We start from the raw sequence: 19,568 nt of genomic DNA, 5'->3' as shown, positions 1-19,568 counted from the left end.
CGGCCGTGGCAGAATTCGCCGGCCCACCAGCTCCTGAGGTTCGCGTGCCCAACGGCCTAAAGCCCATCCAGGACGGCGAGCTGCTCGCCGCCGTCGACCTCGGGTCCAACAGCTACCACATGGTCGTCGCGCGCTATCAGCACGGCGAGCTGCGCGTGATCGACCGCCTGCGCGACAGTGTGCGCATGGCTGCCGGCCTGCAGCGCGACGGCAGCCTGGACAGCGCCCGGCGCGACCGCGCCCTGGCCTGCCTGGCCCGCTTCGGCCAGCGCCTGCGCGCGCTGCCGCCGGGCCGGGTGCGCGCGGTGGCGACCAATACCGTGCGGCGCATGAGCAATCCCCACGCCTTCCTGCTGCCCGCGGAAACCGCGCTGGGCCATCCCATCGAGATCGTGTCCGGACGCGAGGAAGCGCGCCTGATCTACCTCGGCGTGGCGCACAGCCTGCCCGAATCGCGCGAACGCCGGCTGTGCATCGACATCGGCGGCGGCAGTACCGAGTTCATCATCGGCCTGGGCATGGAGGCGCTGGAAACCGAAAGCCTGCAGATGGGCTGCGTCGCCAGCACGCTGCGCTTCTTCGACGACGGCAAGCTCACCGCCAAGCGCTGGCGCCAGGCGCAGACCGAGATCGGCGTGGAGCTGCAGCAGTTCGCCGCCGACTACCGCGCCCGCGGCTGGGGCGAGACGATTGGCTCCTCCGGCACCATCCGCGCCATCGGCAACGTGGTCCAGGCCAACGGCTGGAGCGAGTCCGGCATCACCCGTGCCAGCCTGGAGCGGTTGCGCGAAGCCCTGCTCGGCGCGGGCAGCGTGGACCGCATCCGGCTGCTGGGGCTGTCGGAGGAGCGCCAGTCCGTCCTCGCCGGCGGCGTGGCCATCCTGGAGGCCGCCTTCGAGGCGCTGGCGCTGGAACATATGCAGGTGTGCGAGACGGCCATGCGCGAAGGCCTGCTGTACGACCTGATCGGCCGCGCCGAACAGCGCGACCCGCGCACCGCCAGCATCGAATCGCTGGTGCGGCGCTACGACGTGGACCGCACCCAGGCCAAGCGGGTCGAGGCCACCGCGCAGTTGCTGTTCGACCAGCTCGCCGAAGCCTGGCAGCTCGACGGCGATGCGCTGGACTGGCTGCGCTGGGCCGCGCGCATCCACGAAATCGGCATCGCCATCGCCCACAGCCAGCACCATCTGCACGGCGCGTATCTGGTGCGCAATTCGGATCTGGCCGGCTTCACGCGCCAGGAGCAGGATTTCCTCGCCACGATACTGCGCTGCCACCGGCGCAAGCCCGATCAGGAGGCCCTGGCCGCCCTGCCCGAGCGCTCGCGCCGCACCGCCGCGCGCATCACTGCCCTGCTGCGCCTGGCCGTGCTGCTGCACCGCGCGCGCAGCGCCGACCGCCTGCCGGCGCTGAGCGCCAAGGCCGACGAGCGCAACCTGGAACTGCGCCTGGGCCGGGACTGGCTGGAGCAGCACCCGCTGACCGTAGCCGACCTGGAGCAGGAGCGCGAACACCTCAAGGACCTGGGCGTGAAGCTGCAACTCCGCGGCACGGAAAAGGTCTGAGCGCGCCGGCGGCAGTCCCGTCCGGCCGCGCCCGCCGCGCCGCGTCCACGCCGCGTATCATTGTCTCCCCCTAGAACTCAGGAGTATTCCCGTGCTGAAGCCCTACTTGCTCGCTTTCGCGCTGCTGTTGCCGCTGTCCGCCCTGGCCCAGGCCCCGGCCAAGCCCGCCGCGCCGAAGCCGGAAGCCAAGCCGGCCGCGGCCAAGCCCGCCGAGAGCCCGGCCCCGGCCGGCGACGCCGCCAAGGCGCCCAATCCCCAGGTTGTGCTGCACACGTCCATGGGCGACATCACCCTTGAGCTGTATCCGGACAAGGCGCCCAAGTCGGTGGAGAACTTCCTGCAGTACACGAAGGACGGCTTCTACAACGGCACGGTGTTCCACCGCGTCATCAACGGCTTCATGGTCCAGGGCGGCGGCTTCACCAAGGAGCTGACCCAGAAGCGCACCCGCCCGGCGATCCAGAACGAGGCCGGCAACGGCCTGTCCAACCTGCGCGGTACCGTCGCCATGGCGCGCACCAGCGATCCGCACTCGGCCACGGCGCAGTTCTTCATCAACGTGGTCGACAACAAGCGCCTGGACTCCGCCACCGACCAGAACGGCGCCACCTTCTACGGCTATGCCGTGTTCGGCAAGGTCGTCGCCGGCATGGACGTGGTCGACAAGATCAAGGTGGTGGAAACCTCGGCCCAGGGCCCGCTGCCCAGCGATGTGCCGAAGGTGGCAATTACGATCGACAAGGCCGAGCGGATCAACTGACGCGCCCGCATCATCGTTAGTACGGAATGAAAAAAGCCGCGGGATCGCCAATCCCGCGGCTTTTTTGGTCAGCGCTGGCGCTGATCGGTCAGTCGATAGCGAAGTTCTTCAGCAGTACCGGCAGCGAGCCGTTGACCGTCACGGTGTACTGGCCACAGGTGGTGCTGCCCGGGTCTCCGGAGATCAGCAGGAAGTAGGAGCCGTTGGCCAGACCGGCGGCGTTCACTGCCTCGCCGGCGCCGACGCCGCCCGACGAACCGCTGCGCAGGCAGGGCGTGGACGAGGCGCAGGGCAGGTTCGGGCCGAGGAGCGCGATGATCGGGTTGAACGAGGCTGAGCTGGTCATCAGGGTGATATTGGTGGCGGTGTAGCCGTCCGCGCCGGCATTGTTCACAGGAAAGGAATAGATGGCGTCGTTGCTCGGCGACGGGAAGGTGTCGTCGCAGATGTCGCCGAAAAAGCTGGTACCAGTGCAGGTATCACCGAAAGCGGTGGGGGCGTTCGGGGTGGAATAGTTGATCATGCCAGGAGAAGCACAGGTCTGCGCGAAAGCGGCGCCGGCAAGGGCGAGGAACAAGCCGCAGGTCAGGAAGGACTGGCTGAACCGATTCATGGTCGTTTCTCAGGTCTGGGAGGTAGAAGGTCTACAACTGGCCGCATGGCGCCCCGGAACGAGCAATGCAAACTGCGTCGAATGCTACTGGACGTCACCGCCTGTTGCACGGGTAGTGAACGTGACCGCAATGCGTATTCCGTGGCTGTCGTCGCAGCTTGCCACCGACGCGGCATCGCTGGCGGAAAGCGGCCTGGAGAACCCTACCGCCGGACATCGCTTCGACGGTCTACGTCCCGATGCGCTGCGACGCAAACCGGAACTGGACGCAACGTCTAGCCAGTATCCGTTGCGACGGTCCTGGCCGGCCAATCCCCCAAAACGGCCGTTAGCGGAATTGCGGACTTGCCGCAGCCTTCCGGCGATGCCCGGGCCTGAAACGACGACGGGACCCGCAGGTCCCGTCGCTATTGTCAGCCGCCACCAAGGCGGCCAGCCGCGGCTCAGTGTGCCGCGACCGTCTTCTTCAGTATGGGCGAGAGGCGTTCGCGCCGGCCATCCATATAGATAGTAGTGACGTAGTACCAGTAGGTCTGGCCGGCCTTCGCGGATTTGTCGCGCCACGCATAATTCGCGCCCTGAGACTCGGCCGATATGCGCTTGATGATGGGGTGGCTGACGCGCAGGAACGGCCCCGTTTCGGCATCGGCACGGAATACCGCATAGCCATAGGACTGCTGTTCTTCCTCCACCTGCCACTTCAGCAGCGGCCCCGTGCCCGGCTCGGCTTCCAGCACCGACGGCGGCTGCGCGGACTGGCGCAGTTGGGCAAACAGCGGCTTGTTCGCAGCAACGGCGCTGGTGCCGCCGCCGGCCTCACGCTTTTCCTCGGCCTCCTTCACCGCCTTGTTGAAATCGATCACCTTGGTACCGGGTGCGGCGCGCAGACCGGTGACGCGGACGATGACCGGCTTGTCCAGCCCATCCACATGCACCGTAATATCCTCATTCACATTGCCGGTCTTGCTGGAAAGGGCCAACTCGAAGTCCAACTGCTTGCAGGCCTTGTCCTTCTTCATGCACTCGCTCACGCTGGTCTTGGCGATGCCGGCTGAATGTTCGACCTTGCCGATCTTGACCCGCTGGTTCTTGCGGTCGGTGAGGATTACGCGCGAGCGCTGCGGTTTGTTCGATTCGAACAGGCCCAGCACAACCACGTCGCTGTTCGGTGCCACGCGGCCGAAAGCGGTGCCGCTGACGCGTATCGATACATCCGAGGTGCTGCCGTCGACATTGCCAAGGCGTACGACCAAGCGTTCGGCAATGGCACTGAGCGGAATCGAGGCGTTCGGGGTGATGTCCAGCGCACGGCCGTCAGGCGTGATGCGGGTGTCGAGGAAATCCGGCTTCATGGGTACGCCGACGATTTTCAGCGGCGACTCGGACATGTCGGGAATTTCCCAGCGCACGGTCTTCAGCGGTTCGAGCAGATCGATGGGACCAAGCTCCAGCGGTCCCGGCAGATTGGTCAGCGGCGACCAAGCGTAACCGCTAACCACTAGTTCCATGTCGGGCTTGCTGTCCAGATCGAGGTAAACGGCCAGGCGCCGGCGGAACACGCCGCTGCCGTCGGAAAGGTCCATATCCAGGTCGACGGTTGCGGTTTCGCCAGGAGCCAGGGTAGCGGGGAATTTCACCGCCCGATCCAGCGAGAAAATGGGTTTGATTTCGCGGATGCTCACCGCCTTGTCACTGCTGTTGGTGAGCTTGACCGGTACCAGGACGTCGCGCGATGTGCCGATTTCGCCCAGGTTCACTTCTTCAGTCGTCAACTTTGCCGCATTTGCCGCCATGGCGCCCGCCAGGCTAAGACATGCTACTCCCCACACTTTCCAGCTTGCCATCTTGTCGACTCCAAAAAAAAAAGCCCACGTTGCCGTGGGCTTTTGTTCAACGGTGTAGCAAAGACAATCAATCGATCGCGAAGTTCTTCAGCTGAACCGGCAGCGAACCATTGGCGCTCAGGGTGAACGCGCCGCAGGTGGTGCTGCCCGGATCGCCCGAGACCAGCAGGAAGTACGAGCCATTGGCCAGGCCGGCGGCATTCACCGACTCACCGGCGCCGACGCCGCCCGAGGAGGCGCTGCGCAGGCAGGGGGTCGACGAGGCGCAGGGAGCGCCCGGGCCGAGGATCGCGATGACCGGGTTGAACGAAGCGGAGCTGGTGGTCAGCGAGATGGTGGTGGCGGTGTAGCCAGCCGGACCAGCGTTGTTGATGTTGAACGCGTAGATGGCGTCGTTGCTCGGCGACGGGAAGGTATCGTCGCAGATGTCGCCAAAGAAGCTCGTACCCGTGCAGGTGTCACCGGACACCGTCGGAGCGTTCGCGGAGGCGAAGCTGAACGTACCCGGGGTGGCGCAGGTTTGGGCGGCGGCCGTACCGGCCATGCCCAGAGCCATGCAGAGAGCGAGCAGAGACTTGTTCAGGTTGGTCATTTTTTAACTCCGTGTCGTGAAGCAGGGGCAATTAGTTGATGAAGGTCTGGCGGCGCGAATCGAATTCGTCGAAGCCAACTGCGCGGGTAGCCTGCGCGGTAACGTATTCGGAAGTCGGGGCAGACAGACCCATGAAGGTACGATCGACGCCAACCCAGCTGGAGTTGTCGACCGAACCCGTCGACGGAATGGTCTGGGTCGGGCTAGCTTCGGTGCCGTTGTTCACCCAGATCTTGACGGAGCCGGAAGCGCCGGTGACCAGGTCGATCTGCACACGGTTCCAGCCGGCAGCCAGGTCGATCGGAGCGCCCAGGGTACGATAGCTCGGAGCGACATTGTTGGACAGGAAGAAGCGGATCTGCTTGCCCGAGGCGCCGCCCGGCAGGATGGTGGCACGGAGCATCTGACGCGAGGAGCTGGCGCCAGCCGCAGCGCTCTGTACCTGCAGCACCTGGGCGCCCTGCAGACCGGTGAAGCCGGTCAGCGCGTCGGCATTGATGTAGAACTGGGCGCGGTAGCGCGCTTCGTTGGTCGGGGTGTCGTCACGGACGGTGGCGGAAGCCAGCGAACCGGCAGTAGCGAGAATGGTGGAGCTGCCGCGGCATTCGGTGGTGAGCGCGCCGCCGGTGGTAACAGCGAAGGTACCGTCGGTCTCAGCCTTGGCCGACCAGGCACCGCCTTCGGCAGTGGTCGGACCGGCCGGGCAGGCGGCCATCGAAGAACCGGCAAAAGCAAAGCCCGCCAGACCCAACACCGCAACCGACAGCGCCTTCATGGTGACATTGGCCTTCATTTGAATTCTCCCAAGTTGGATCGGGCGAGAGCTGAATCCCTGCCCACTCATAAGTTCATGGGGCCCGACAGCAAAGGAGTGTAATCAGCACAAACAAACGCCGTCAACGTCTTAGCGACGGGTCTGGGAGCGATTACACCATTCTCTGCCGGACCGTTTCCGGCACCCGGAATGGGTACTCGGAGGCTAGTAACGCAGCCGCGCGAGTTGACCGGACACTTTCCCCAAAAAATTTTTTGCGTTGACGGCAATCGCCGCCGATTGGGACAATCGCCTTTTCGCGCGCGCCGGAGTCCCGTGTCAAATCAACGAATTGGCTCACGATCCTGCCTGGCCGTCATGCCCGCGCGCAACGAGCAAGGCACGGTCGCAGAGGTCGTGCGCGGGGTGATGGCGGCGCTGGGCTGCGAAGTTCTGGTAATCAATGACGCCAGCACCGATGCCACCGCCGCCCGCGCCGAGGCCGCCGGTGCGACGGTCCTGAACCTGCCCTTTCAGCTCGGCGCCTGGGGCGCCGCCCAGGCCGGCATGCGCTACGCCTTGCGCAATCACTTTGAGCGCGTGATCACCCTGGACGCGGACGGCCAGCACCATCCGGAGCAATTGCCCCTGCTGCTGAGCAGCCACGACAACAGCGGCGCCGACGTCACCATTGGCACCTGCCCCGAGCGCCTGAGCGCGGCCAAGCGGCTGGCCTGGGCCTACTTCCGCCTGATAACCGGCCTGAAGGTGACCGATTTCACCTCCGGCCTGCGCGTCTACGGGCGCCGCGCGATCCGCGCGCTGGCGTCGCGCGAAGCCAGCCTGATCGACTACCAGGACGTGGGCGTGCTGATCCTGCTGCGGCGCAAGTCCCTGCGCATCGCCGAGACCGCCACAGTGATGTCGGCCCGGCGCAACGGCGGTTCGCGTATCTTCTCGTCCTGGTTTACCGTCGCGCGCTACATGATCGCCACCACCGTATTGAGCATCGCCCGGGTCGGCGTGAGGGAACGCCGCACCCGCAGTCCAGGCCTGGAGGCCAAAACGCCATGAGCGCACAGATCACGGCCGCCCTGATCGGCCTGGCTCTGGCCGGCAGCATTCTTTATCTGGTCCGCCGCGACCACCTGCACGGCCCGTATGCGCTGTGGTGGCTGGTCGTGGCCGCGGCCACCCTGGTGCTGGGCTTCGTGCCGCGCACCATCGACTGGCTGGCGCATCTCACCGGCATCGCCTATCCGCCGGTGCTGCCGCTGATCATCGGCGTGTCGCTGATCCTGCTGCGCCTGCTGCAGCTGGATATCGAGCGCTCGCGCCAGGAACGCCAGATCCGCCGCCTCAACCAGAAGCTGGCCATACTCGAAGAGGAACTGGCCTCGCTGCACAAGGCGCAGCGCGCCAAAGCCGCCAAAGCCCCGGCCTGAGCGCCGGCCGCATGCGCGTACTGCATATCGGCAAGTACTACCCGCCGGCGCCGGGCGGCATCGAGACCTTCACTGCGATCCTGGCACGCGCGCAAGCCGCCGGCGGCCAGACCGTCGCGGTGCTGGCGCACGCGGCCGCGCGGTGCTGGCGCAGCCGCAGCCGCAGCGACGGCACCATCGCGATCCACGAGGCGGGCCGCTGGGGCCAGCTCAGCTATGCGCCGCTGAGCCCGGCCTTTCCGTGGCAGTTGCAGCGCTGCATACGCCGGCACCGGCCGGACCTGCTGCATATCCACGTCCCCAACACCTCCGCCTTCGCCGCCTTGCTGGTGCCGGCGGCGCGGCGCCTGCCCTGGGTGGTGCACTGGCATGCGGATATTCCGCTGGACAGCGCCAGCGCGACCTTGCGCCTGGCCTATCCGTTCTATCGCCCCTGGGAACGCGCGCTGCTGGCGCGCGCCGACGCGGTGATCGCCACCTCGGCCGCCTACCGCGACGCCAGCACGGCGCTGCGGCCGTTCCTGGCCAAGGTCGAGGTGATTCCGCTGGCGCTGGAAACGGGCGATGCGCCGCCGCCCGGCCCCGACCTGTGGCCGGCGCCGGGACGGCGCCTGCTCGCGGTGGGCCGGCTCAGTCACTACAAAGGCTTCGAAGTACTGCTGGATGCGCTCGCCGCCCTGCCCGGCTTCGTCCTGCTGCTGATCGGTGCCGGCGAGCGCGAGGCCGCCCTGCGCGAGCGCATCCGCGCACTGGGCCTGGAAACGCGCGTGCGCATGACGGGCCAGGTCGATCAGGTCACGCTGGAACAGGCCTATGCCCAGGCCGAAATCTTCTGCCTGCCCTCGTTGGACCGCGCCGAGGCGTTCGGCATGGTGCTGCTGGAAGCCATGCGTGCCGGCCTGCCCTGCGTGGCCAGCGCGATTCCGGGCTCGGGCGTGGGCGAAGTGGTGGCCGCCGGGCACAGCGGCCTGCTGGTGCCGCCGAACGATGCCGCCGCACTGGCCGCCGCGCTGCAGCGCCTGGACCAGGACGCGCCGCTACGCACCGCCTTCGGCCGCAAGGGCCAGGCGCGCTGGCGCGAGCACTACCAGCCGGCGCCGGTCAATGCGCAGGTGGAAGCGCTTTATCGGCGGCTGCTTCGCGCCACAGCAGCGCCAGCAGGCTGACCGCCAGCGGAACCCAATGCAGCACCAGGCGGTTGGCTGCGGTGGCACTGGCCGCCCATTTCGCCGCCGGTGTGAACACGAACAGCACGAACAAGGCGCACAGGCCGCCGGCCAGCAGCAGCGCCAGCAGGCCGGTATCCGGCCGGCGCCGCAGGCTGTCGCGCTGCCAGAACAGCGCCGCCAGCAGCAGCGGCCAGAGCAGGTGCCAGTTGTTCTGCCCGAACAGGCCGTTGAGGAAGGCCAGCGCTGCGCTCCAGCGCGAGATATTCACGCTGTCGGTGGCGCCGCTGAGCACATCGCGGATCAATGTCACCCACGGCAGGTGCAGCAACCAGGCCAGCAGCAGTCCGGCCAGGCCAGCCGCCACGGCCGCTGCCACGACCAGCCCGCGGCGCCGCGCCGGCACTTCGACCAGCGCGCCCGCGCCCAGCACCAGCAGGGCCCAGACCGCACCTTCAAACTTGAACAATGGCAGCAGGGCCAGGCAGACCAGGGCCACAGCCAGCTGGCTGCGCTCGCGCGCCCTGCGCCAGCGCAACCAGGCGAGCACGCCGAAGCTCAGCGCCGCGGCCACCCACAAGTCGGCATAGCCGGCCAGCGCGCCGTGCACCGACAGCAGCGGCAGCGACGCCAGCGCATAGGCCAGTATCAGCGCCTGCCGGCGCGACACGCCCAGCGCCAGCCACTGCCCGGCGCAGCCGGCGATCAGGCTCAGCCACAGCAACGGCCAGGCCAGGCCGATCGCACCTTCATTCCAGGCGCCGGCCGCACCGGCCAGCCAGAGCTCTATGCGGCTGAGCAGTTCCGGATAGCGCCAGGCCAGCGCCGTGCGCGCCAGCGGATCGTCCGAAGCCCACCAGTCGGCCGGCGCCATGAACGGCGCCTGGCCCAGGCTGTACCAGGTCTTGGCCTTGAGCGACCAGGCATTCCAGGCATCCCAGGCGAACACCGGCCGCAGCAACGCCTCGTCCAGCAGGAAAACGAAGCGCACGGCAATGGGAATCAGCAGCAGCCACCACCACCAGCGCAGCGGCGCCGGCGCCGCAGTTGCGGCCGCCGCCGCAGGACCGGCGGCACGCCAGCGCCAGAGCGCCGCACCGGCGGCCAGCAGCACTGCCGCGGCGAGCAGCGGCAGGCTGGCGCGGAACAGCGCCTCGCCCGGCACTGCCGGCCGCAGCGCGGCCAGCAGGCCGCAGGCGGCAAGTCCCAGCAACGGCGCATGGCCGGCCGCGGCCAGCCAGTCGGCCCGGGCGCGCGGGCGTCCGGCCAGGGCTAGCCAGAGCATGCCTCCCAGCAGCAGGCACAGACACCATCCCGGCACGAGGTTGCTCATGGCGCGGCCGTCTCGATCACGCGGTAGATGCGCAGCGGCGGCGCCGCCAGCAATTCCTCGGCCGGCGTGGAGGATTCTTCGTCGAAGACCAGCCGCTGCCGGGCCGTGTCGAACTGCGGCGACTCGGTTTCATAGGCGACCACGATGCGGGGCGCCCCCTTGTAATTGAAGACGCCGTAACCGGTGAGATTGGTCGGCCCGGTCGCCGCCGGCGCCAGGTGGTAGACCAGCCGTGCGCGCAGGAAATCGCTGCCCGCGTCGACCAGGATGCGCACCTTGTCCGGATCCAGGTCCGCCGCGCGCAGGGTTTCGCGCACAGTCCGCGCCGCCGCCAGCAGTTCCGCATCGGGCAGGCGGTCCTGGCGCTCCTGCCAATCCAGGCCGGCGTAGATCTGCCGGGTCGCCGCATGCCGCTCGGCCAGGCTGCGGCTCCAGCGCAGGTCCAGCAGCAGCCAGGCGACGATCAGCACCACGGCACTGACCCGCAGCGCCTGCTGCGGCGCCCCGGGCAGGCCCCAGGCCAGCAGCAGCACGGTGAAACCCAGGCCCAGCGCCAGCAGCAGCACCGGCGAGGCCTCGCGCGGCGGGCCGGCATCCGGCCCCAGCGCGCTGATCGACATCAGCGACCAGGCGCGCCGCGCCGACCATTCCGTCGCGACCGCGGACAGGCGGCCCTGCCACGATGGCGTCGCCAGCTCGGCACCGAGGAAACGGAACGGCCGGAAGCCCTGCTGCGGCGGCACCGACTGCGCCACCGGATAGATCGCGAAACCCAGCTCGTTGATGCGCCCGCGCCATTCCTTCTCGCGCCGCAGGTCGATGCTGCCGCTGCCGCCGCGCGGCTGCGCCAGGGCGATGGTGCGCACGTCGCTGGGCGAATCGGCGCGGCGGTAGACCAGGGTCAGCTCCAGGGTCGGCGGCAGGTCGGCGAAGGAATAGCGCAGCAGCGGCCACTGGTCCGCGTCCAGGTCGACCGGGCGGATCAGCAGCGCGCCGTAATCCTGGTCGGGCTCGGTCACGGCCAGTTCCGCACCGTCGATCTGGCCGCCGCGCATGGCGGCAAAACTGGAACCTTCCATTTTTTCGCGCTGCGCCGGCCACAGCGGCGCCAATGGTGCGATGCCGGCGAACAGGCCGAGCAGCAGCAGCCAGCCCGCGACCAGCAGCAGGACCAGACGCCGGGTCATCAGGCCACCAGCCCGGCGAGCCGGTCCAGTTCGTGTGCGGTGAAGCCGGCGGCAAGGCGGTCGCGCCGGTTGAACGGGCCCTTGAGCACGCCGCGGCCGTAGCGCTGCAGCAGGTCGGTAAAGGTGTCGGCCGGGTCCACGCCGGCGCGTTCGCAGCACCAGGCGAACCAGCGCGTGCCGGCGGCGACATGGGCCACTTCCTCGGCCAGGATCTGTTCGAGGATCGCGACCGTGGCGGTATCGTCCACCGCGACCAGGCGCTCGATCATGCCCGGCGTCACATCCAGCCCGCGCGCTTCCAGCACGCGCGGCACCAGGGCCATGCGCTCCAGGCAGCTGTGCGCGGTGCGGCGCGCCATGTCCCACAGGCCGTCGTGGGCGGGCAGATCGCCGTAGGCCATGCCGAAATCGTCCAGGCGCCGGCTCAGCAAGGCGAAGTGGCGCGCCTCGTCGGCGGCGACGGCAATCCAGTCGGCATAGAAACCGGCCGGCATGCCGCGGAAACGGTAGACCGCGTCCCAGGCCAGGTTGATCGCGTTGAATTCGATATGAGCCACCGCATGCACCAGGGCAGCACGGCCGGCGGGCGAGCCCAGGCCGCGCTGGGCGAGCTGGCGCGGCGGCACCAGTTCGGGCCGGGCCGGGCGTCCGGGTTCGCCTATGGGCTGCACGGCGCCGCCATCGTCCAGCGTCAGGCGCCCGGCGGCATACGCCTGCGCCGTCGCCTGGGTGAGCGCGAGCTTGCGCTGCGGCTGGCATTCGGCCAGACAGTCCCGGGCGGCGGCGAACAGATTGGAATGGGCGACAGCGAGCATCGGGTCCCGTTCAGGCGCGGGGCGCAAACCCGATTATGCCCGCTGCGGCCATGGCGAGTGCTAGTGTCCGGTGAAGCTGTGATGCAATCGCCGCTTGGCGTACCCGAGGACGGACTGTTGGACCGACATTCGCGCAACACCGGCCTCGCGCCGGCCCAGCTGCTCGCGGCGCTGGAGGAATTTCTCGCCCTGCGCCGCGACACGGCCGATCCGTATGTGCAGGCCAAGCGCGCCTTCCGCCCGGCGCGCGAGGAACTGGTGCGCGCCTACCGCCATATACGCACGGCGCTGGCGCCGGGCCAGCAGGTACTGGACTGGGGCTGCCGCCACGCGGCGCTGTCCTGGCTGGCGCGGGCGGAGTTCGGCGATACGCTCGCCCTGCACGGCTGCGATGTCTGCGCGCCGCAGGAATACGCCGATTTCCACCGGCACCTGGGCCTGGACTACCGCCGCCTGCAGCACCCCTGGCGCCTGGACTATGCCGACGCGGCCTTCGACTGCGTGCTGGCCGGCGGAACTTTGGAACATGTACCCAACGACGGCGCCTCGCTGACCGAGCTGTGGCGCGTGCTCAGGCCCGATGGCGCGCTGCTCATCACGCATCTGCCGAATGCGGCCTCGTGGACCGAGTTCGTCTCGCGCCGGCTGTTCCCGCCGCAGGCGCACCGGCGCCGCTACCGCGCCGGCGAGTTCCGCCGGCGCCTGCTGCAGCATGGTTTTGAAGTGACCGCCGCCGGCCATCACCAGCTGATGCCCTCGGGCCTGCCGCCGGCGTTGCGGCGCCTGGACGGCCTGCTGCGACTGGCGCAGCCGCTGAATGTGCTGGAGAACCTGTGGCCGCTGCGCGGCCTGAGCGCGACGATGTGGCTGGTCGCGCGCAAGCGTGAGGGGTTTTAGGCGGGATTCGGGATTCGGATTCGCGGTACGGAACCGCGGTGGGACATGGCGCGGCGCGGTTGATCGTCGCCGCGCCTGCGGCGCCGGGCGAACGGGTGTCCGCGGACGCCGGCAGATGCGACCGCGCCGCCGACGCAGGCCCGCTCAGGACGCGCGCTTGAGCGTCTTGGCCTCGTCCGAGCGGGTGAATTCCAGTTCGCGCAGATAGTCGGCCTGCACGCCGGTGACGTATTCGCCGGAGAAGCACGAGGTGTCGAAAGTCTTCAGATCCTCGTTGCCCTCGCTGACCGAGGCGACCAGATCGTCCAGGTCCTGATAGACCAGCCAGTCCGCCCCCAGCAGCTCGGCCACTTCTTCCTCGCTGCGGTTGTGCGCGACCAGCTCCGCCGCCGCCGGCATGTCGATGCCGTAGACGTTGGGATAGCGCACCGGCGGCGCGGCCGAGGCGAAATACACCTTGGTCGCGCCAGCCTCGCGCGCCATCTGGATGATCTGCTTGGAGGTGGTGCCGCGCACGATGGAATCGTCCACCAGCAGCACGGTCTTGCGGCGGAATTCCAGGTCGATTGCATTGAGCTTGCGGCGCACGGATTTCACCCGCTCGCTCTGCCCCGGCATGATGAAGGTGCGGCCGATGTAGCGGTTCTTGACGAAGCCTTCGCGCATGGGCACACCCAGTTCGCTGGCCAGCGAACTGGCCGCAGTGCGCGCGGTGTCGGGAATCGGGATCACCGCGTCGATGCCATGGTCCGGCCGCAGGCGGCGGATCTTGTCCGCGAGCCGCTCGCCCATGCGCAGGCGCGCCTTGTACACCGACACGTCCTCGATCATGGAATCCGGCCGCGCCAGGTACACGTATTCGAAGATGCACGGCGTATGCGCATAGCCTTCGGCGCAGCGGCGGTGATGCAGGCTGCCGTCGAAGCCCAGCAGCACGGCCTCGCCGGGTTCAATGTCGCGCAGACGGCGGAAGCCGAGGATGTCCAGCGCCACCGATTCGGAAGCGACCGCGTATTCCTTGCCGTCCGGCGTGTCGCGCTCGCCCAGCACCAGCGGGCGTATGCCGTGCGGATCGCGGAAGGCGAGGATGCCGTAGCCCAGCACCAGCGCGACTACCGCATAGCCGCCGCGGGCGCGCTCGTGCACGCCGGCCACGGCCTTGAACAGGTGGTCCGGGGTCAGGTTCATGCGCTCCTGGATCTGCAGCTCGTGCGCGAGCACGTTGAGCAGCACCTCGGAATCCGAATTGGTGTTGATGTGGCGGCGGTCGCCCTCGAACAGCTCGCCGCTGATCGCATCCGCATTGACCAGGTTGCCGTTGTGCGCCAGCGCGATGCCATAGGGCGAGTTGACGTAGAACGGCTGCGCCTCGCCGACATCGTCCGAACCCGCCGTCGGATAGCGGCAGTGGCCTATGCCGACGCGGCCGCGCAGCTTGAGCATGTCGTCGCGCTGGAACACGTCGCGCACCAGCCCGCGCGCCTTGTGCAGGCGCAGGCGCGCACCGTCGACGGTGGCTATGCCGGCGGCGTCCTGGCCGCGGTGCTGCAGCACCGTGAGGCCGTCGTACAGGGCCGAGGCGACCTCGGATTTACCCACGATTCCAATGATTCCGCACATGACGACGCTACCGCTAAGAGGAAGATTTCTTGGCCGCCGCGGCCTGGGCCGCCGGCGCCGGAGTGGAAGGTGTTCTGGCCGGGCCGGTTGCCGCGGCCGGAGCCGCCGGCAGCGGAACTGCCGTCCCGGGCACAGCGGGCTGGCCCGCCGGCGCCGAAGTGGGGGCTGCGGGCTGGCCCTGCAACGGCAGCGCCGGCAAGGGCAGCAGGCCGCGCAGGTCGAGGTGGCTGACCACCGATTCGGGCAATTGCGCCGACAGCCATTCCGCGCCGCTGCGGAACCCCGGCAACAGCTGCGACTGCTGCCACCAGGGATCGCGCGGCAGCGGCGTGAAGCCCAGCAGCAGCACCGCGATCAGCACCAGCAGCAGGCCGCGGCCCAGTCCGAAGAACATGCCCAGCAGCCGGTCGGTGCCGCTGAGACCGCTGCCGGCGACCAGTTTGCGCAGCAGGAAGGAGACCAGCGCGCCGGCGATCAGCACGGCGAGAAAACACAGGCCGTAGCCCAGCAGCAGGCGTACCGAAGGCACTTCGACGCGGGTGAACTGCGCCGCCAGCTTGTCGCCGAACAGCCAGGCCACCCAGAACGAGGCGGCCCAGCACACCAGGGCCATTACCTCCGCGATCAGGCCGCGCCACAGGCCGATCAGCACGGACAGGCCGAGCACGCCGAGGATGAAATAATCGGCCCAGTTCACGGCAGGCGCGGCTCGGCTGCAAGGCTGGCCCGGTGCCGCGCCGGCGCACAGGCCCGGCTGTCGGGAGCTTTCACGCTGGCGCGGTACTGCGGCACTACGGAACCGTCACGATCATGCCCGTGATGGCGAGCTTCTGTTTGACCTGGTCGCGCAGTTTCTCCGTGCCGGCGCGATCGGGCTCGGGCCCCAGGCGCACGCGCCAGAGCTTGTCCGCGCCCTGGCCGGTGCTGTCGACGAAGCTGGGGAAACCCGCGCCCTTGGCGCGGGCCAGCAGCTTGTTGGCCTCGTCCTGGGACTTGAAGGCACCCAGCTGCACCGCCCAGCCGCCGGCGCGGTTGGCCGGCAGCGCCGCGGCCGGCGCGTCCTGCCGGGGCTGGGCCAGGGCGATCTCGACCACGCTGCCCTTGAGCTTGGCATCGGCCTTCTGCAGTTTCAGGCGCGCCGCTTCGGCGGTGCTGCGGTCCTCGTACGGCCCCAGGCGCACGCGGGTGGCGGGCTTGCCGTCGACATCGGCGGTTTCGGCATAGGCGCTGAGGCCCTGCTTGCGTGCGCTGGCAATCAGCGCATCGGCATTGGCGGCATTGGCGAACACACCCAGGTGCACGGCGTAGCGGCCGGTCGGGCTGGCTGCGGGTGCGGCGCGCTCGGGCGCGGGCTTGGCAGGCGCCGCTTCGACCGGCTTGGCCGTGGCGACCGTGGTCGGCTTGGCTGGCGCGGCGGGCGTGGCCTGCGGCTGCGCGCCCTGCTGCGGATAGGGAACTTCCACGCGCGGGTTCGGGCCGGCTTCCACCGTCGCGACCTTGTCGTCGCTGCCGGCCGCGGGCACGTGTTCGGGGATGGTGGACTTGCCGCCGGCGGCGGGCACCACGCGGGTCTGGAATTCGCGTTCGGGCGCCGGCGGAATGCTGAGATTCTCGGTCACCGTGTCGGTCTTGGGCGGCGTGCCGGAAAGGAACATGGGCACGAAGATCACCGCCAGGGCGATCAAGACGGCGGCACCGATGAGACGCTGCTTCAATGCGGAATCCATAGCCAGGCGGCCTCCAGATCAACGGTGGGATTATACGCGCCGGAGCAACAGGCCCGTCAGCGCGTTTTTCACTCGGTCACGATGCCGGCCTGCTCCGCCCAGCGCAGCGCGGCCGCGGCGATGTAGAAGGAGCCGAAGGCGAGGATGCGTTCGCCGGCCGCCAGATCGGACGCCAGCCTGTCCAGCGCCGCCGCGACAGTGGCCCAGCAGCTGCGCCGCACCGGGCCCAGGGCGGCGGCGAGATCCATGTCCAGCGCGAGCAGGTCGCGGCCGCGCTCGGTCTCCCGGGCCAGGTCGACCAGATGCCATTCGTCGATATGCGGCTGCAGCGGCTGCAGCATGCCGGCCACGTCCTTGTCGCTGAGCGCGCCGAACACGGCGCGCGTGCGCGTGCGCGGCTGGCGCGCCAGCCACTCGGCCAGCACCGCGGCGGCCTGCGGGTTGTGTGCCACGTCGATCACCAGTTCGCCCTGCCCCAGCGCGATGCGCTGCAGCCGCGCACGCACCGCCGCCGCGGCGACGCCGTCGGCATAGGCCTGCGCCGGCAGGCGCAGGCGCGGCGCAAGACTGTGCAGCGCGGCGATGGCCGCCGCCGCGTTGCCGGGCTGGCAGGCCGCGGCCAGGCGCGGCAGGGGCAGTTGCAGCGACAGGTCCGCACCTTGCCAGTGCCAGCCTTGCCCATGCATTTCGTAGCGATAATCGATGCCGGCACGCAGCAGCCGCGCGCCGTGTTCCTGCGCCGCGGCCAGCAGGCCCGCGGGCGGATCGGCCTCGGCGATGACCAGCGGCCGGCCCGGCCGTGCCACGCCGGCTTTTTCGCGGCCTATGCTGTCGCGATCGCTGCCCAGCCAGTCCTGGTGGTCCAGCGCGATGCCGGTGACGATGGCCGCATCCGCGTCGATCAGGTTGACCGCGTCCAGCCGCCCGCCCAGGCCGACTTCAAGCACGGCCACATCCAGCCCGGCCTCGGCGAATACCAGCAGCACGGCGAGCGTGCCGAACTCGAAATAGGTCAGTGGGACAGAGCCGCGCGCCTGTTCGATGCGCTCGAACGCGGCGATCAGCGCGGCGTCGCCAGCCTCGGCGCCATCGATCCGCACGCGCTCGTTGTAGCGCAGGATATGCGGCGAGGTATACGCGCCGCAGCGCAGGCCGCCGGCGCGCAGGATCGCCTGCAGGAAGGCGACGGTGGAACCCTTGCCATTGGTGCCGGCGACGGTGACCACCAGCGGCGCCGGCCGCGGCGCGCCCAGCCGGCGCCAGACTTCGCCGACCCGCTCCAGGCCCAGGTCGACGCCGCGCAGATGTACGCCGAGCTGGTAATCCAGCCAGTCCTGCAGGCTGCGCGGCGCGATGCCCGCAGCCGGCGGGGCCGCGCTCAGGCCGCGGCTCCGGCCGTGGCGGCGGGATGGCGCGGCTGGCGCATCAGCAGGGCGAGAATGTCGGCCAGCTTGTTGCGTGTCTCGCGGCGATCGACGATGAGATCGACCGCACCGTGTTCGACCAGGAATTCGGAACGCTGGAAGCCTTCCGGCAAGGTCTCGCGCACGGTCTGCTCGATCACGCGCGGGCCGGCGAAGCCGATCAGCGCCTTGGGCTCGGCCACGTTCAGATCGCCCAGCATGCCCAGGCTGGCGGACACGCCGCCCGTGGTCGGATGAGTCAGCACCGAGATATACGGCAGGCCGGCCGCGCGCAGCCGCGCCAGCGCAGCCGAGGTCTTGGCCATCTGCATCAGCGAGAACAGGCCTTCCTGCATGCGCGCACCGCCGGTCGCCGACCAGCACACCAGCGGCGTGCGGTCGGCCAGGGCACGTTCCGCCGCGCGGGTAAATTTCTCGCCGACCACCGAGCCCATGGAGCCGCCCATGTAGCTGAAGTCGAAGGCGACGGCGACCAGCGGACGGCCCTTGAGCAGGCCGCGCATGGCAATCATCGCGTCCTTCTCGCCGGTCTGCTTCTGCGCGGCGACGATGCGGTCCTTGTACTTCTTGGAATCCTTGAACTTGAGCGCGTCCACCGGTTCCAGCTCGGCGAACAGTTCCTCGGTCGAGGCTTCGTCGAAGAACGCGAGCAGGCGCTTGCGCGCACGTATCGCATGGTGGTGGCCGCACTGCGGGCAGACTTCGAGATTGCGCTCCAGCTCGGGCCGGTACAGCACGGCCGCGCAGCCTTCGCATTTTTCCCAGACGCCCTCGGGCACCTTGCCCTTGGCCGCGGTGCCCTGGGTGCGGATGCGCGACGGCATCAGTTTGGATAGCCAACTCATGTCACCAACCTCTCCGGTTTCCGCGGGCGGCTGCGGCGCCGCCCCGGTCGATTCAAGCGAAGGCGCCGCCGCCGGCGGCGCCTCGGGTTCTGCAGGTCCGCGCTCGCGCTTACGCGGCATGACCTGTGCGCAGCGCGTCCAGCGCGGCGCGGATGGGAGCGAGGAACGCGCCCGCGCGCCGTACCGCCTCGGCGGCATCGGCACTGTGGGCCAGTGTATCGACCAGGGCGCTGCCGATCACGACTGCATCGGCGAACTGGGCGATGGCCGCGGCCGAGGCCGCATCCTTGACCCCGAAGCCGACCGCGACCGGCGTGCGCGCCAGGCGGCGGATCTGGCCCACGCGCTCGCGCACCGCCTCGGTGCTCAGATGGCCTGCGCCGGTGATGCCGGCAAAGGACACGTAGTACAGGAAACCCTGGGCCGCGGCGCAGACTTTCTCCAGCCGCGCCGGATCGGTGGTCGGCGCGGCCAGGAATATCTGATCCAGGCCGGCTTCGCGCAAGGGCCGCGCGGTGGCGATTTCCTCGACGGGGCAGTCCACCAGCAGCACGCCGTCGACCCCGGCTTCGACCGCCTCGGCGGCGAAGCGCTGCACGCCGTGGATCTCCACCGGGTTGAGATACCCCATCAGCACCACCGGCGTGGCGGTGTCGCGGGTGCGGAATTCACGCACCCAGCCGAGGATCTGCGCCAGGCCCACGCCCTGGGCCAGGGCGCGCTCGCTGGCGTGCTGGATCACCGGGCCGTCGGCCATGGGATCGGAAAACGGCACGCCCAGTTCGATCAGGTCGGCGCCGGCCTCGACCAGGGCGTGCATGACCGCGACCGTGGCACCGGGCAGCGGATCGCCGGCGGTGATGAACGGAATCAGCCCGGGGCGGCGGGCGGCGTGCAGCGAGGCGAAACGGTCGGAAATACGGGACATGCGCAACTGCCGTTGAAAGGGGTGGGAAAGGCGCGGCGGCGGTGCCGCGC

19 protein-coding genes are annotated in these 19,568 nt (G+C 69.2%); 6 read left to right on the top strand and 13 right to left on the bottom strand.

Annotated elements, in window-relative coordinates; translation table 11 throughout:
• The first annotated feature begins 44 nt into the window (after window positions 1–44).
• Window positions 45–1,568 carry an exopolyphosphatase gene (gene ppx, locus NM961_RS20835; RefSeq protein ID WP_255916352.1) on the top strand — a complete coding sequence of 508 codons (1,524 nt, stop codon included), beginning with the start codon at window positions 45–47 and terminating at the stop codon, window positions 1,566–1,568.
• A 91-nt stretch (window positions 1,569–1,659) separates the two neighbouring features.
• Window positions 1,660–2,328, top strand: a complete 669-nt coding sequence (locus NM961_RS20830) for a peptidylprolyl isomerase (RefSeq protein ID WP_439334233.1) — start codon at window positions 1,660–1,662, stop codon at window positions 2,326–2,328.
• Window positions 2,329–2,416: 88 nt separating this feature from the next.
• Here the strand turns inward: NM961_RS20830 and NM961_RS20825 are convergent, their stop codons facing one another.
• The 4 genes from NM961_RS20825 to NM961_RS20810 form a co-directional block, all read right to left on the bottom strand.
• Complete coding sequence (locus NM961_RS20825) at window positions 2,417–2,941, bottom strand: hypothetical protein (protein WP_255916351.1); 525 nt, start codon at window positions 2,939–2,941, stop codon at window positions 2,417–2,419.
• A 443-nt stretch (window positions 2,942–3,384) separates the two neighbouring features.
• On the bottom strand, window positions 3,385–4,785 hold the full coding sequence (locus NM961_RS20820) for a DUF1573 domain-containing protein (protein WP_255916350.1): 1,401 nt from the start codon (window positions 4,783–4,785) through the stop codon (window positions 3,385–3,387).
• A gap of 67 nt (window positions 4,786–4,852) precedes the next feature.
• Window positions 4,853–5,377 (bottom strand): hypothetical protein, encoded by a 525-nt coding sequence (locus NM961_RS20815; RefSeq protein ID WP_255916349.1) that lies wholly within the window; start codon window positions 5,375–5,377, stop codon window positions 4,853–4,855.
• A gap of 31 nt (window positions 5,378–5,408) precedes the next feature.
• Window positions 5,409–6,170 (bottom strand): hypothetical protein, encoded by a 762-nt coding sequence (locus tag NM961_RS20810; protein WP_255916348.1) that lies wholly within the window; start codon window positions 6,168–6,170, stop codon window positions 5,409–5,411.
• Window positions 6,171–6,467: 297 nt separating this feature from the next.
• Between NM961_RS20810 and NM961_RS20805 the strand changes: the two genes are divergently transcribed.
• The 3 genes from NM961_RS20805 to NM961_RS20795 are packed head-to-tail and all read left to right on the top strand — an operon-like array spanning window position 6,468 to window position 8,742.
• Entirely contained in the window at window positions 6,468–7,205 is a 738-nt protein-coding gene (locus NM961_RS20805; RefSeq protein WP_255916347.1) for a glycosyltransferase family 2 protein, read from the top strand.
• Complete coding sequence (locus NM961_RS20800; RefSeq protein WP_255916346.1) at window positions 7,202–7,576, top strand: DUF2304 domain-containing protein; 375 nt, start codon at window positions 7,202–7,204, stop codon at window positions 7,574–7,576. Before NM961_RS20805 ends, NM961_RS20800 begins: the two co-directional genes overlap by 4 nt.
• Window positions 7,577–7,587: 11 nt before the next feature.
• On the top strand, window positions 7,588–8,742 hold the full coding sequence (locus NM961_RS20795; RefSeq protein ID WP_255916345.1) for a glycosyltransferase: 1,155 nt from the start codon (window positions 7,588–7,590) through the stop codon (window positions 8,740–8,742).
• Here NM961_RS20795 and NM961_RS20790 read toward each other — a convergent pair.
• Genes NM961_RS20790 through NM961_RS20780 form a run of 3 tightly spaced genes read right to left on the bottom strand, consistent with a single transcriptional unit; the run spans window position 8,678 to window position 12,077 of the window.
• On the bottom strand, window positions 8,678–10,075 hold the full coding sequence (locus NM961_RS20790) for a hypothetical protein (protein ID WP_255916344.1): 1,398 nt from the start codon (window positions 10,073–10,075) through the stop codon (window positions 8,678–8,680). The two genes, NM961_RS20795 and NM961_RS20790, sit on opposite strands and share 65 nt — an antisense overlap.
• Window positions 10,072–11,262, bottom strand: coding sequence for a hypothetical protein (locus NM961_RS20785; protein ID WP_255916343.1), 1,191 nt, complete (start codon window positions 11,260–11,262; stop codon window positions 10,072–10,074). The genes NM961_RS20790 and NM961_RS20785 overlap by 4 nt, the downstream gene beginning before the upstream one ends.
• Window positions 11,262–12,077, bottom strand: a complete 816-nt coding sequence (locus tag NM961_RS20780) for a ferritin-like domain-containing protein (RefSeq protein ID WP_255916342.1) — start codon at window positions 12,075–12,077, stop codon at window positions 11,262–11,264. Before NM961_RS20780 ends, NM961_RS20785 begins: the two co-directional genes overlap by 1 nt.
• Window positions 12,078–12,158: 81 nt before the next feature.
• Between NM961_RS20780 and NM961_RS20775 the strand changes: the two genes are divergently transcribed.
• Window positions 12,159–12,974, top strand: coding sequence for a class I SAM-dependent methyltransferase (locus tag NM961_RS20775; protein ID WP_255916341.1), 816 nt, complete (start codon window positions 12,159–12,161; stop codon window positions 12,972–12,974).
• 144 nt (window positions 12,975–13,118) lie between these two features.
• On the opposite strand, the gene purF is transcribed toward NM961_RS20775, so the two are convergent.
• The 6 genes from purF to trpA form a co-directional block, all read right to left on the bottom strand.
• Complete coding sequence (purF, locus tag NM961_RS20770) at window positions 13,119–14,594, bottom strand: amidophosphoribosyltransferase (RefSeq protein ID WP_255916340.1); 1,476 nt, start codon at window positions 14,592–14,594, stop codon at window positions 13,119–13,121.
• Window positions 14,595–14,607: 13 nt separating this feature from the next.
• Window positions 14,608–15,291, bottom strand: coding sequence for a CvpA family protein (locus NM961_RS20765; protein WP_255916339.1), 684 nt, complete (start codon window positions 15,289–15,291; stop codon window positions 14,608–14,610).
• A gap of 94 nt (window positions 15,292–15,385) precedes the next feature.
• Window positions 15,386–16,309, bottom strand: a complete 924-nt coding sequence (locus NM961_RS20760; RefSeq protein WP_255916338.1) for an SPOR domain-containing protein — start codon at window positions 16,307–16,309, stop codon at window positions 15,386–15,388.
• A gap of 80 nt (window positions 16,310–16,389) precedes the next feature.
• Window positions 16,390–17,661, bottom strand: a complete 1,272-nt coding sequence (gene folC / locus NM961_RS20755; RefSeq protein WP_343231932.1) for a bifunctional tetrahydrofolate synthase/dihydrofolate synthase — start codon at window positions 17,659–17,661, stop codon at window positions 16,390–16,392.
• A gap of 38 nt (window positions 17,662–17,699) precedes the next feature.
• Window positions 17,700–18,590, bottom strand: a complete 891-nt coding sequence (accD, locus tag NM961_RS20750) for an acetyl-CoA carboxylase, carboxyltransferase subunit beta (protein ID WP_255916337.1) — start codon at window positions 18,588–18,590, stop codon at window positions 17,700–17,702.
• 109 nt (window positions 18,591–18,699) lie between these two features.
• Window positions 18,700–19,518 (bottom strand): tryptophan synthase subunit alpha, encoded by an 819-nt coding sequence (gene trpA, locus NM961_RS20745; protein WP_255916336.1) that lies wholly within the window; start codon window positions 19,516–19,518, stop codon window positions 18,700–18,702.
• Window positions 19,519–19,568: the final 50 nt, after the last annotated feature.

This window comes from Tahibacter harae (assembly GCF_024437735.1).
In the GTDB taxonomy this organism is placed as follows: Bacteria; Pseudomonadota; Gammaproteobacteria; order Xanthomonadales; family Rhodanobacteraceae; genus Tahibacter; species Tahibacter harae.
Note: the sequence above shows the minus strand (reverse complement) of the source record. Positions and strands in the feature narration are given on the sequence as shown.